Annotated in this window: 11 protein-coding genes; 1 reads left to right on the top strand and 10 read right to left on the bottom strand. The window is 60.5% G+C overall.

Annotation, left to right across the window (positions count from 1 at the left end; translation table 11 throughout):
• Window positions 1-234: 234 nt before the first annotated feature.
• The 5 genes from FCH38_RS18810 to FCH38_RS18790 form a co-directional block, all read right to left on the bottom strand.
• The gene (locus tag FCH38_RS18810; RefSeq protein WP_149901299.1) at window positions 235-1,926 is read right to left on the bottom strand and encodes a flotillin family protein; all 1,692 of its coding nucleotides are present in this window, start codon (window positions 1,924-1,926) and stop codon (window positions 235-237) included.
• A gap of 6 nt (window positions 1,927-1,932) precedes the next feature.
• Window positions 1,933-2,592 carry an OB-fold-containig protein gene (locus FCH38_RS18805; RefSeq protein WP_174374722.1) on the bottom strand — a complete coding sequence of 220 codons (660 nt, stop codon included), beginning with the start codon at window positions 2,590-2,592 and terminating at the stop codon, window positions 1,933-1,935.
• Complete coding sequence (locus FCH38_RS18800; RefSeq protein ID WP_174374721.1) at window positions 2,592-3,704, bottom strand: PspA/IM30 family protein; 1,113 nt, start codon at window positions 3,702-3,704, stop codon at window positions 2,592-2,594. Before FCH38_RS18800 ends, FCH38_RS18805 begins: the two co-directional genes overlap by 1 nt.
• A gap of 92 nt (window positions 3,705-3,796) precedes the next feature.
• Window positions 3,797-5,335: an FAD-dependent monooxygenase gene (locus FCH38_RS18795; RefSeq protein WP_174374720.1), complete on the bottom strand. Its 1,539-nt coding sequence runs from the start codon at window positions 5,333-5,335 to the stop codon at window positions 3,797-3,799.
• Between the two features lie 253 nt (window positions 5,336-5,588).
• Window positions 5,589-6,443: a LysR family transcriptional regulator gene (locus FCH38_RS18790; protein ID WP_174374719.1), complete on the bottom strand. Its 855-nt coding sequence runs from the start codon at window positions 6,441-6,443 to the stop codon at window positions 5,589-5,591.
• Window positions 6,444-6,576: 133 nt separating this feature from the next.
• On the opposite strand from FCH38_RS18790, the gene FCH38_RS18785 reads away from it, so the two are divergent.
• Window positions 6,577-8,097: an MFS transporter gene (locus FCH38_RS18785; protein ID WP_174374718.1), complete on the top strand. Its 1,521-nt coding sequence runs from the start codon at window positions 6,577-6,579 to the stop codon at window positions 8,095-8,097.
• Between the two features lie 80 nt (window positions 8,098-8,177).
• On the opposite strand, the gene FCH38_RS18780 is transcribed toward FCH38_RS18785, so the two are convergent.
• Genes FCH38_RS18780 through FCH38_RS18760 form a run of 5 tightly spaced genes read right to left on the bottom strand, consistent with a single transcriptional unit; the run spans window position 8,178 to window position 12,054 of the window.
• Window positions 8,178-8,462 carry a copper-binding protein gene (locus FCH38_RS18780; RefSeq protein WP_149901293.1) on the bottom strand — a complete coding sequence of 95 codons (285 nt, stop codon included), beginning with the start codon at window positions 8,460-8,462 and terminating at the stop codon, window positions 8,178-8,180.
• A gap of 20 nt (window positions 8,463-8,482) precedes the next feature.
• Window positions 8,483-8,962, bottom strand: a complete 480-nt coding sequence (locus FCH38_RS18775; protein ID WP_153515669.1) for a cupredoxin domain-containing protein — start codon at window positions 8,960-8,962, stop codon at window positions 8,483-8,485.
• 34 nt (window positions 8,963-8,996) lie between these two features.
• Complete coding sequence (locus tag FCH38_RS18770) at window positions 8,997-10,355, bottom strand: multicopper oxidase family protein (protein ID WP_174374717.1); 1,359 nt, start codon at window positions 10,353-10,355, stop codon at window positions 8,997-8,999.
• A 14-nt stretch (window positions 10,356-10,369) separates the two neighbouring features.
• Window positions 10,370-11,830 carry a TolC family protein gene (locus FCH38_RS18765; protein WP_174374716.1) on the bottom strand — a complete coding sequence of 487 codons (1,461 nt, stop codon included), beginning with the start codon at window positions 11,828-11,830 and terminating at the stop codon, window positions 10,370-10,372.
• Entirely contained in the window at window positions 11,830-12,054 is a 225-nt protein-coding gene (locus tag FCH38_RS18760; RefSeq protein ID WP_149901289.1) for a hypothetical protein, read from the bottom strand. Before FCH38_RS18760 ends, FCH38_RS18765 begins: the two co-directional genes overlap by 1 nt.
• Window positions 12,055-12,075 lie beyond the last annotated feature (21 nt).

Raw genomic sequence — 12,075 nt, 5'->3', positions numbered from 1 at the left:
GTGGGATTGAGTACTGCACTCATCGTCGGACTGCAGGCACGGAAAACTGCTCGGGGTGAATTGAATGCCGGCTAATTAATAGCGAACACCGGAAGATTAATGCGCATCCCTTTCGATGCGCATGGCAGGCTCGCGGAGAGTGTCTCTAGAACAGAAAAAGCGCGGCCATCGTCAGATTGACCGCGCTTGATGTCGTTGCCGGGAGTGCCGGCCGGAAGGAGTGCCGGGGCCTCCTTACGTCTCCTTACGTGGCTGTTTTTCCGACGTTGGCCGGCCCGTGCCATTCGTGATCGAAGCTGCGAGAAGGGCCTGTGTCGGGTCCGCCCCCTTGAAGCCTGCCTGTGCAAGGATTTCGTCTAGAACCGGCTTCTGCGCAGTAAAGCTCAGCAGCTGGCTTGAAAGATCGCCCAGGCCATTGCCGCTTTGGCCGTCGCTGCCGCCGCCGAGCGCACCGGCCAGATTGCCGGCGCTGAAGATGCGGATGTCGGAAATCTTCTCGATGGGTTTCATCGCCTCGGCCAGCGCCTCGGGGATGATGGCGATCCTTGCGCGGGCAAGTTCGAATTCGATGATGTCGCCGGAAAGTGCGTTGCGTGCATCGTTCTTCGCCCGCTCCGCCTGCGCTTCCGCATCGCCAAGCGCGATGATGCCTTCGGCGCGGATTTTTGCGGCCTGTGCCTCGGCGTCGGCACCGATCTTTGCGGCGGCGGCGAGGTTCTCCGCAGCTTCGCGCTCGGCTTCCGCCTTCACGGTGATCGCCGTCGCTTCCTGTTCGGCAGCCTTGCGGGCGTCGATCACGGCGATGCGTTTGGCGCGTTCGGCGATTTCCACTTCGCGGGCGGTTGCCACCTGCTCTTCGGCGGTAATGGCCGCTGCCTTGGCTTCATCCGCCTTGGCACGTGCAGCCTGTTCCTGCTCCACCTTCTGGGCAACGGCGATTGCCGCTTCGATCCGGGCGGTTTCGGTGATCTTGCGGGCTTCAGCTTCGCGCTCGGCAATGCCGCGCTCGGCCTCGATGCGGGCGGTCTCGCGCGCTTGACGGGCTTCCGCATCCCGCTCGGCAATGCCGCGTTCGGTATCGAGCTTGGCGGTTTCCTCGTTCAGGCGTGCCGCCTGTTCGGCGCGTGCTGCCTCTGCCCGGGTTTCCGCAGTTTTGTTGGCGATATCGCGTTCCTGCGTCAGTTCCGCATCGCGCTGTTCGCGCTCGATGGTCAGGCGACGCAGAACGGCTTCGCGGTCCTTGGTGGCGATCTCGACTTCGTTGTCGCGGACGATCTGGTTGCGTTCGCGTTTGCGCTCCTCGGTGATCCGCGTCAGTGCCGTCAGGCCTTCGGCATCGAAGGTGTTGTTGGGGTTGAAATGCTTGATGTCGGTCTGGTCGAGCCGCGTCAGCGACACCGATTCCAGTTCCAGACCGTTGGATTGCAGGTCATGCGCGACGGCCGCCTGCACGGATTTGACGAATTCGGCGCGCTGTTCCTGCAGGTCGCGCAGCGACATGGTTGCGGCAACCGAGCGCAAACCGTCGACAAATTTCGCTTCGACTAGGGATTTCAGCGCATCGGCATCATTTGTCCGGTCGCCGAGTGTCTGGGCAGCGAGTGCGATATTTTCGGCGTCCGGCTTCACGCGCACGTAAAATTCGGCGGTGATATCGGCGCGCATGCGATCCTTGGTGATCAACGATTCAAATTCGGACCTCTTCACCTCCAGCCGCAATGTGCTGAGCGAGACCCAGGAATAGGAATGGAAGATCGGCAGAATGATCGCGCCGCCGTCGAGAACGACTTTTTTGCCGCCAAGGCCGGTTCTGACATAGGCTTTATCGCGCGTCGAACGCGTATAAAGCGATGCCATGATGATGCCGATGACGACGATTGCTGTGACGATGACCCCGGCAATCAGGCTCAAAGAAAAGAAGTCCATGGTGAGTTAACCCCTGTTGTGCCCGCTATTATTAATTTCCAGATCCGGCGGTGCGGGGATGGCCTGGAAAAGGCCATCCGCCCCATCGACGATCAGTACCTGCGCACCCGTATCGATCGTGTGACCGGATGCGGCCTGTGCGCGCAGGAAGTGAATATTGTCATGCCGGTCCTTGACCCGCACGGTGCCGGGCTTGCCCTGATCGAGAGGCCCGATGGTGACCGTGCCGACAAGCCCCAGAAAGTCGGCCTGCTCGAGCGCGTTGGTTTCATCGCGCGGAATGATCTTCGCAACCGCACGGCTAAGCGACCGCGTGGCCGGAATGGCGGCGGCAATGGCGCCGGTCACGGCCACGGAAAGCGGCAATGGCCCGAGAAGTGTTGCGGAAGCCAGCCCCTGAATGAAGAAACCGGTGACGGAAAAGGCCGAAAGCAGAATGACCGCGAGAACCAGAAGCGGCACGCCGCCGGCATTGAGCCAGGACATCCAGCTGCCAAGTAATCCAGCTTCGGTATCGCCCGGCGCATGGTGGCTGAAACTGTCGTCCAGCAGTCCCGAGGCCGACACGCCGAGCAGGACCGAGACGAGTTCAACGATGCCAAGGCCGGCGACCGTCAAGAGGGCGATCCAGAAGGGCGCTGTGCCTGGCTGGACAATGCCCTCCATCAGCGTTGTCCCTCACGGAAAGCCTTGAGCCGTGCTTCGATGGCGCTCTGGCGCTGCATGCGACCAAGTTCTTCCACCTCCGCTGCTCCGGTATTTGGCTTGGCGGGGGTGCCGGTCACCCTTTCGATGGCTTCGAGCGCTTCGGCCAGGCGCCGATCATTGCGCTGCGACGGGGTTGCATCGACCGCCGCCGGTGTGGCGCGTTCGGCGCGCTTGGCGTCTTCGAGCCGCTTTTGCGCATCCGCTTTTGCGGAAGCGATGCTGCGCAAGGTTGTTTCCGCTTCGGCAATTTCGGCGGCATTCTCAAGGATCGCCTTGTTCAGCGCTTCACGCTGCGCTTCCAGATCGATCTGCAACCCGGTTGCGGCTCGGGCCAGATCCTCGCGACCGTTCTCCAGCCCGATCCTGATCTTGTCGTCGAGGTCCTGAATTTCCTCATCGAGATCGGCGGCTTTGGCCTTCAGACGATGGCCTGCGGCAACCGCCACGCCGAGGGCGGAGCGGGCTTCCTCGGCGATCTTTGCAATTTCCCGCACCGCCTGCTGCGCGACGGCAACCGGATTGGATGCCTCCGCCGCATCGACGGCGTTGTTCATGACACCGGCGATGACACGCCCGAGCCGCCCGAGAATACCTTCATTGTTCATCGAAGCCTCCCTGTTCGGTTGGAAGCCGGTTTTTATGCCGGCATGGATGCTGATGGTTTCGCCTTCAAAAACGAGACGCGCTTCTGAAAAGTCATTCCAGCCGTCGTGATAGCCACGAACGGTATAGGGCACGACGATGCGGCCCGAGAGGGTGGCGATGCTGAGGCTGTCCGGCCCCTTCACCGAAAACAGCTTGCTGTCGAGCGGGATGTCGCGCACCGGTTCCTGCGGATCACGCTGGCTGTGGTCGCGTAAAGCCAGCGTCACCATGCGGGAGGGAAGACCTGTCTTGACCCTGATTTCCTCGTAGGCGGCCGCATGCAGCGCTACGAGGTTGGCGCCTTCGGTCTGATCGAGGATCGCCATCGCACGCCGATAGGCAAGCAGCGTTTCTTCGAGGGAAGACCGGTCTTCCTTCGAAAGATTGAGTGCCAGAACGACGTTGGACAAAAGTTTCGTGCTCATGCGAAATAGATAAAGCACTTCATTGGTGCTTTCAAGGAGGTAGTGCGAATTTTTCAACCTGACATAAGCTGATTTCCCGCTTCAGCTGTACTTTAAGCCGCGCCGAACCATCTGTCAGCGGCTTCTATAAGTTTCTCCCTGTCAGGAAGGGACTCCGTGGCCCAGGCGACGATGCCATCGGGACGTATCAGCAAGGCGCTCAATCCGAGCTCATCCATGGCGTTGCCTGCGACATAGGAAACCCGCCCGTTCCAGCGGCCAGTCAACGCTTCGAGCGATGCATTCGCGCCAAAGTCCAACAGCAGAGCTTTTCCCTCTCTCAGAAGTTCGCCGGTCTTCCTTCCATCGGTCAGTACGAAATCCGGAACGCTGCGGCCGAAAAGTGGGTGTTGGTCGCCAAGCTCATAACGAAGGGAAACACCCCATACGCGCTCGGCGAAATATGTCGCACCATCGCGGGTCTCGATGAGGTCGCGGATGATGGCCTCCAGCGCCCTCGTGCTCCGGCTTGGGCGCATGAGAGCGACCTGGGCGCGCGACCAGTCGAGGACCTGTGCACCCACCGGGTGCCGCTCGCTGGTATAGGTGTCCAGCAATCCGTCCGGCGCATCGCCACGGATCGTCGCTGCAAGTTTCCAGCCAAGATTGATCGCATCGCCAAGCCCGAGATTAAGTCCCTGTCCGCCAAGCGGGGAGTGGATATGCGCGGCATCGCCTGCCAGCAATATCCGGCCGTTGCGATAGGTCGTGGCCTGATAGGCGCGATCCGTCCATGTCGTTGCAAGTCTGAGGCCAGTAACCGTGACGTCGGTACCGGAGACATGCCGCAGGACAGTCTGCACATGCTCCGTTGTCATCGGCTGGGTTCGGTGAAACCGGCCGCCGTCGAAATCGACCATCGCGATCGTTCCGGGCTTTTGATAGGTATACATGCCGGTCGACGTGTAGTGGCGGCCCGGAGCGAGTTTTTCAGGGTCCGCCATTTCGATCTCAACGGAATAGCCGGTAAATTCGGGATCGGTGCCGACGAAATCGAAACCGGCCGCCTTGCGCACCGTGCTGCGGCCGCCATCGCAGCCAACGAGCCACCGTGCGTGAAATATCTGGCCACCGGCGCGAATGGTCACGGCCTCATCCGACTGTTCGAAACCATCAACGCCGGCGCCCCGCCTGATTTCGGCCCCCATGGCGGTTGCGCGTTTCTCCAGAACGGCTTCGATCTCTTCCATGCTGGAGGCCAAGGTAACCGGCGTCGAATCCGGCAGGCGATAGGTCCACTTCGACGCATCGATATTGTCGTGGAAGAACTGGATACCGGCGAAATGGCCGCCTGGCCGGCGCTGCTGGTGCATCCAGTGCGCGGTCAGTCCATGGCTGCCGTCTGGCTGTTCTTTCTTCGGCTGATTTTCGGCTATGTCCTCCAGCAGGCCCCGGCGATGGAAACTTTCGACGGTGGGTGCGGAAAGACCGCGCATGCCGAAGGGAAGTTTTTTGAGCGGCGAGGAAGGGTCGCTGGCCTGCTCAAGGACCAGCACCGAGAGCTTTGCCAGCCGCAACTCACAGGCCAGAAACAGCCCAACGGGACCGGCGCCGGCAATCACGACATCGTAAATATGAGGGGTATTTGACATGATATGCTCCTTGGTCGTTCGACCGGAGCGGCTCGTCGTTTTGACAACCACACGGACGAACAATTGGACGCCTTGAAAGCGTCGTTGTTCGTCGTGGGACTCATGCGCGGGGCATGGACAGAGCTTTCGTTTCCGAAAGGACTTGGGCTAGACCACACCAAGTCGTGCCTTTTTCGACATTTCTTCTATAACGCCGGAACGGTGGGTCGGCAAGGCAAATCCAGCGTCCCGTCTGTCCGGCAATTCTCATTCCTTACGACCCCGGCCGATGCTCCCGGAATGCGGCGGCAAGCGTGCGCAGCGCCTCGCGGGATCTGCTGTCGGTGAGGGTGGAGAACATCACGACCTCGGTGGAGGGCAGAGACGGCAGGCCGAAGCGCTGGCTGACCTCGATCGTGCCGGGCGGTGCAAGACGGCAGGAAAAGGCGGAAATGGCAAGACCGGCCGAGACCGCGGCCGTAACCATCGACGAGGTGCCGCCAAGAAACACCTCCGTCCAGGCGATGGCGGCCGAATCCAGCGCGCGGGCGGCGATGTCGCGCACGCCGCAGGCGGGTGAAAGTGCTGCCAGTCGCAGGGGTTCACCCTGACGGTGTTCGAATTGCGGAGCGGCGTACCAGCCGAAATGCTCCGGTCCCAGTACCTCGCCGTCGCGCCGGTCGTCTTCACGCCGGATGATCGCGGCGTCGATTTCGCCACGGTCGAAGGCGTCCAGCAGCACACGGGAATTGTCCATGCGCACTTCAATCGTCAGTCCGGGATCATGGGCATTGAGCCGCGCCAGAAGGGTCGGCACCTCTGGCCCGGCAACATGGGCGGCAATGCCAAGGCCGAAGCGGCGACGCGGAGATGAAAGGCCGGCGAGGGCACGATCATGCGCGGCGAGGAATTCGCGGGCGGGGGCGAGAAATACCGCACCTTGCGCCGACAGCCGCACCGAACGAGGCGTGCGTTCGAGCAGCCGTTGGCCGAGCCGGTCTTCCAGCCGTTTGAGCTTGACGCTGATGGCGCCTTGTGTGGTTCCCAGCGCTTCGGCAGCGTGGGTAAAGCTCTGCATATCGGCGATGGTGACAAAAGCCTCGACGGCATCCACATCCAGCGTGCGCATATCGGTAATTCCAATTTGTTGTCTCTGAAATAGCCAATCATCCAATTCAGTTATGGTCAAGCTTTGGCTAGGTTGCGCCTAATCTCGCAGACCGGATTTCGCTTTGGCGATCCGACCCTTGAAAGGCTGAAGAATGACCCTTGCCGTTATCGAACAAGCAGGCAGCAGAAGCGCCATGGCGCTGGCTGCCGTCTGTCTTTCCGCCCTGATGTTCGGACTGGAGATCTCCAGCGTTCCGGCAATCCTGCCGACACTCGAACAGGTGCTGCATGCGGATTTCCGGCAGCTTCAGTGGATCATGAATGCCTATACGATCGGCGTGACGGTGGTGTTGATGGCGACAGGTGCGCTGGCCGACCGCTTCGGCCGCAAGCGTGTCTTCATTGCCAGCATTGCCGCTTTTGCGCTTTCATCTCTCGCCTGTGGAATGACGGAAAATGTGGTGGTGCTGATCGCGGCACGTTTCCTTCAGGGACTGAGCGGCGGTGCGATGCTGGTGTGCCAGATCGCCATCCTGTCGCACCAGTTCCGAACGGCCGGCGAGCGCGGCATGGCATTCGGCTGGTGGGGCATCGTCTCCGGCGTAGGGCTGGGCTTTGGCCCGATCATCGGCGGGGCCATCGTCGCGCTGTGGAGCTGGGAATGGGTGTTCCTCGTTCATGTGGCGCTCAGCGTGGGCACCTTGCTGCTCGCGGTGGGCGGCGTGCGGGAATCGCTTGATCCGGAAGCGACCCGTCTTGATCTTGCCGGTATCGCCACGCTGTCGCTGGCCGTGTTCCTCCTTGCCTTTTTTATCACCCAAGGCCCTGAACTCGGCTTTGCCAGTCAGGCGGCGCTATTGATCCTTTCTGGGTCCGTCGCGAGCTTCATCGCGTTTCTCATCGTGGAAAAGCTCACGCCAAGGCCGATGTTCGATTTTTCCGTGTTCCGCATCCGGCCGTTTTCCGGGGCCATCATCGGCTCGGCGGCAATGAATATCAGCTTCTGGCCCTTCATGATCTATCTGCCGATCTGGTTTCAGGCGGGTCTCGGTTATGACAGCGTCACCGCCGGTCTTGGCCTGCTTGCCTACACGCTGCCGGCGCTGGTGATGCCGCCGCTGGCAGAGCGTCTGTCCCTGCGTTATCAGCCACGCCTTGTCATACCGGCCGGGCTTTTCACCATCGGTCTCGGTTTCATGCTGATGAAATTGGGCAGCGGCATCGAAAATGCGAACTGGCTTACCATGCTGCCCGGCTGCATTCTTTCCGGCATCGGGCTCGGCTTGACCAATACGCCGGTTACCAACACGACCACGGGTGCGGTGCCGCCGGCGCGTTCCGGCATGGCATCGGGCATAGACATGAGTGCGCGCATGATCTCGCTCGCCATCAACATTCCGATCATGGGCTTCATTCTGGTTGAGGGCGTCCGCTCTTCGCTTCAGGCGAACCTGCCGTCCGGCACGAATATGAACACGTTGCAGTTGCTCGCTGAAAAGGTTGCTGCGGGAACTGCCGGATCGTCGGCGCAGGGCGTATCGGAGGTGCTCGTCCATCAGGCGCTGGCGGATGGCTTCGGTCTGGTCATGCTGTATGCTGGCATCAGCGTCTGGCTGCTTGCCGCCATCAGCTTCGTGGTCTTCGGCCCGGTGCGAAAACCCGCCTGCGACTAGCGCGTCGCAGGCGAATGAGGCGCACCCCCACCGGTTTTGCCGATAGGGGTGCGCGCTGGTCCTTGCAGGTTCCGCTGCTGTTATTTCAGCTGCGTCACGGTCAGCTTGCCGTTCACCCGTTCGGCGACGAATTGCACCTTGGCGCCTTCCTGCAATTTCGCCAGCATGGCTTCGTCCTTGACCTCGAAGACCATGGTCATTGCCGGCATCTCCAGGTTTTTCAGCTCCTCATGGATAAGCGTGACCTTTTTGGCCTTGGTATCGAGTTTCTTCACCGTGCCGGAGGTGAATTCCTGCGCGAAGGCGCCGGCGGCAGAGGCGAGAAAGAGGGCTGTGGCGAGGGTGGTGTTGATGATTGTTTTCATGGGTCGGTTTCCTTGTTTGCTTACTTTTTGGCAACGGTGACATCGCCGTGCATGCCGGCGTCGTAATGTCCGGGCACAAGGCAGGCGACCTTGAAGACGCCGTCATTGGTGAACCTCCAGACGATTTCCCCCGTCTTGCCAGGCGCCAGGCGGATGGCGTTCGGATCGGCATGTTCCATCTCGGGGAATTTTTCCATCAGCCCCTTGTGTTCCATGACCTTTGCTTCTTCATCGAGAACGAATTCATGATCGAGCTCGCCTTCGTTCTTGACGGTGAAGCGGATGGTCTGGTCCTTGCGGACCTTGAAGTTGTTGGGCGTGAAGATCATCTTGCCATCCGGCGTTTCTTTCATGCTGACGCGGATGGTCTGGGTGACTTTCGTGGCGTCGCCGGGCTCACCGACGGCCATGGTTTCACTGTGTCCGCCGGCGTGGCTGCCGGCCGCCAGAGCGGGGGTCGCAAGTGCTGCCAGCACAAGGCCAAGAATTGCAGTGTTCATGATGCTTTCCTTTTTTGTTTGGGAATGTTGATGATCAGCCATGGTTCGAATGGGCCGATGGGGGCTGCGTGCTTGCATCTTTGGCTTTGGGTGCGTCGGGGAGATTGCCCGTCCACTCAAAGGCCTGTGTGCCGGGCGGGTTTTCATACCAGCCCGGATCGGCGTAATCGCCCGCGGAGATACCTTCGCGGACTTTCACCACCGAGAACATGCCACCCATTTCGATGGGGCCGTGGGGACCCCAGCCGGTCATCATGGGCACGGTGTTTTCGGGTATCTCCATCGACATTTCCGCCATGTCAGCCATGCCGGCGGTGCCCATCGGCATGTATTCGGGGCGGATCTGCCGGATTTTCTTGGCGACTTCCTTTTTATCGACACCGATGAATGTCGGGATTTCGTGACCCATGGCGTTCATGGTGTGGTGCGACTTGTGGCAATGGATCGCCCAGTCGCCCTCATATTTGGCGTCGAACTCGTAAGCGCGCATTGCACCGACGGGAATGTCGATGCTGACTTCCGGCCACCGCGCTTCCGGCCGAACCCAGCCACCGTCAGTGCAGGTAACCTCGAAGTCGTAACCATGCATGTGGATCGGGTGGTTGGTCATGGTGAGGTTCCCGACACGCACCCGCACCCTGTCATTTTTCGACACGACCAGCGGATCGATGCCGGGAAAGATCCGGCTGTTCCAGGTCCAGAGATTGAAATCGGTCATCTCCATGACACGGGGCACGTAAGTTCCCGGGTCGATGTCGAAGGCGCTGAGCAGGAACACGAAGTCCCGGTCCACCGGCATGAACGCCGGGTCCTTGGGATGTACGACGAAAAAGCCCATCATTCCCATGGCCATCTGCACCATCTCGTCGGAATGCGGGTGGTACATGAAGGTGCCGGATTTCACGAGATCGAACTCGTAAACGAAGGTTTTGCCGACAGGGATATGCGGCTGCGACAGGCCGCCGACACCGTCCATGCCCGAAGGCAGGATCATGCCGTGCCAGTGAACCGTCGTATGTTCGGGCAATTTGTTGGTGACGAAGATACGCACCCGGTCACCTTCCACGGCCTCGATGGTTGGGCCGGGAGACTGGCCGTTGTAACCCCACAGATAGGCGGTCATGCCTTCGGCCATCTCGCGTTCCACCGGTTCGGCGACGAGATGGAATTCCTTGACGCCGTTATTCATCCGGAAGGGCAGGGTCCATCCGTTGAGGGTGACGACCGGGTTGTAGTCCGGGCCTGTTGAGGGGCGGGTGGGTGTCTGGGTCGCAGCACCTTCCACGCTGGCCGCCTCCGGCAGGCCCATATTGGACGTCTGCGCCCAGGTTTTGGAGGATACGAGCGCGGCACCGGCCGCACCTGCTCCAAGCAATTGTCTTCTGCTGAACATTCCCGTTTCCTTTCTCAATGACCGCCGCCTGCCGGCGCTTCAGCCGACGCGACTTCAGTTTCGGCCGCAGCACTGCCCGTGCTTCCGCCATAGATGACGGGGGCAAGGTTGGCTTCGGCCAACCAGAAGTCGCGCTTGGCGTTGACTGCGAGGATGGTGGATTCGATTTTTTCGCGGGTATCGGCGATCAGCTCGAAGGTGCTGGTAATCATGCCGTTATAGGACAGCAGCGATTGCTCCTCGATCGCGCTGCGCAGGGGCAGGACATTGTTGCGGTAGTGGCGCGCAATGTCGTAATTCGACCTGTAGGCCAGATGGGCGGAACGGGCCTGCGAACGGATGTCGACGGCCAGCCCGGCCAGCTGGTTGGCCGCGCGCATATAGGCGAGTTCGCCTTTGCGCAGACGCGCCTGCCCGGAATCGAAAATCGGGATCGTGAAGGACAGCGAACCGGTTCTTGCAATGTCCGAACGGGTGGCACCGTCCTCGCGTTCGCGTTCCTTCTCCCAGTTTCCGGCCAACTCGATATCGGTGACGATGCGGGTGGCGTCTTCCAGGCGATAGGATTGCGCGGTTGCCTGCAATTCGAGGCGGGCGACCTGCAAATCCATGCGTTTGTGAATTGCTTCCGCCTCGATATCGTTGCGCGCTATCAGGGTTTTGGGCAGGGAAGGAAGCCGGTTCGGGATCTGGAACTCGGCGTCCATGCCGGAAAGTCCCATCAACCGGATCAGCTCTTCCTTGGCGAGTTTTGCTGCCAGTCGCGCCTTTGCCGTTTCTCCCGTCAGCTCGGCATAGAAAACATGCTCACGGGCCTGATTGGCCTTGGGCATCGATCCCGCTTCACCGATCTTTTTCGCAAGTTCCGAAGAGGCGTCGGCCGCGACCTTTGCCTGATTGAGATAGGCGACGTTTTCCCAGGCGGCCACGGCGTTGATCCATGCCCGACGGGTTTCCGCGGCAAGCGATACGGTGGCGATGGCCGCATTGACCTGAGCCTGGTGGAAGCGCGTATCCGCCAGTCTGATATTCTTGTCATAGGTCGCCAAAGCGAGAATATTGGCGGTGACGGCCCCTTCGAGGACGCGATACATGGCGAGCCCGGGCGTTCCGATGCCGTTCAGGCTGACGGAAAAGGTGGGAAAGACGGAAAGTTGCGTCTGCCAGGCGTCGGCAGCGCTGTCTCCAAGATCCGCATAGGATGCCTGCAGCCCCTTATTGTTCAGCAATGCGACCTGAACGGCGGTTTCGACATCGATGGTCTTTTTGGCCATCAGCATTTTGACACGGTCGCGCACCACCTGCGCCTGCTGCTGGTTCTGCACCCAGATAGTCTGTTTGCCGGTTGCTTCGGCGGTTTTCAGCGTTGCATCGGCAAATCCCGCATCCTTGGCGGCATAATCAGTCGTAACGCAGCCTGCCGCGATGAGCGGAAACAGGAGGGAGGATATCAGTCTGACAGGACGTGGGATCATCACGCGCCTCCCTTCGCTGGCGCCTGTGCATCGTTCAGGCCACGCCAGGGTTTCGGATCGACGGGAACGCGGTGCGTGTAAGCTCCGATCGGATTTTGATACGGAATGGGCCTGACGCTGGAGAGAGTGTCGGGGCTGTCGGTCGATATGACGACTTCAGGTAAGGTGGCTGCGCATCCGCCCGCAAAAAGCGGCAGGGCAACCACCAGGAACAAACGTTTCATGGTGAAAATCCGGGAATAAGA

The organism is Agrobacterium tumefaciens (assembly GCF_013337285.1).
GTDB classification, from domain to species: domain Bacteria; phylum Pseudomonadota; class Alphaproteobacteria; order Rhizobiales; family Rhizobiaceae; genus Agrobacterium; species Agrobacterium burrii.
The sequence above is the reverse complement of the archived record's forward strand: the minus strand, read 5'-3'. Positions and strand labels throughout refer to the sequence as shown.

Coding starts and splice junctions, on each gene's coding strand:
- FCH38_RS18795 (WP_174374720.1), bottom strand. CDS start 5,335: ATGTCAAATACCCCTCATATTTACGATGTCGTGATTGCCGGCGCCGGT.
- FCH38_RS18765 (WP_174374716.1), bottom strand. CDS start 11,830: ATGATCCCACGTCCTGTCAGACTGATATCCTCCCTCCTGTTTCCGCTC.
- FCH38_RS18775 (WP_153515669.1), bottom strand. CDS start 8,962: ATGAACACTGCAATTCTTGGCCTTGTGCTGGCAGCACTTGCGACCCCC.
- FCH38_RS18800 (WP_174374721.1), bottom strand. CDS start 3,704: ATGAGCACGAAACTTTTGTCCAACGTCGTTCTGGCACTCAATCTTTCG.
- FCH38_RS18810 (WP_149901299.1), bottom strand. CDS start 1,926: ATGGACTTCTTTTCTTTGAGCCTGATTGCCGGGGTCATCGTCACAGCA.
- FCH38_RS18780 (WP_149901293.1), bottom strand. CDS start 8,462: ATGAAAACAATCATCAACACCACCCTCGCCACAGCCCTCTTTCTCGCC.
- FCH38_RS18760 (WP_149901289.1), bottom strand. CDS start 12,054: ATGAAACGTTTGTTCCTGGTGGTTGCCCTGCCGCTTTTTGCGGGCGGA.
- FCH38_RS18790 (WP_174374719.1), bottom strand. CDS start 6,443: ATGCGCACGCTGGATGTGGATGCCGTCGAGGCTTTTGTCACCATCGCC.
- FCH38_RS18770 (WP_174374717.1), bottom strand. CDS start 10,355: ATGTTCAGCAGAAGACAATTGCTTGGAGCAGGTGCGGCCGGTGCCGCG.
- FCH38_RS18785 (WP_174374718.1), top strand. CDS start 6,577: ATGACCCTTGCCGTTATCGAACAAGCAGGCAGCAGAAGCGCCATGGCG.
- FCH38_RS18805 (WP_174374722.1), bottom strand. CDS start 2,592: ATGGAGGGCATTGTCCAGCCAGGCACAGCGCCCTTCTGGATCGCCCTC.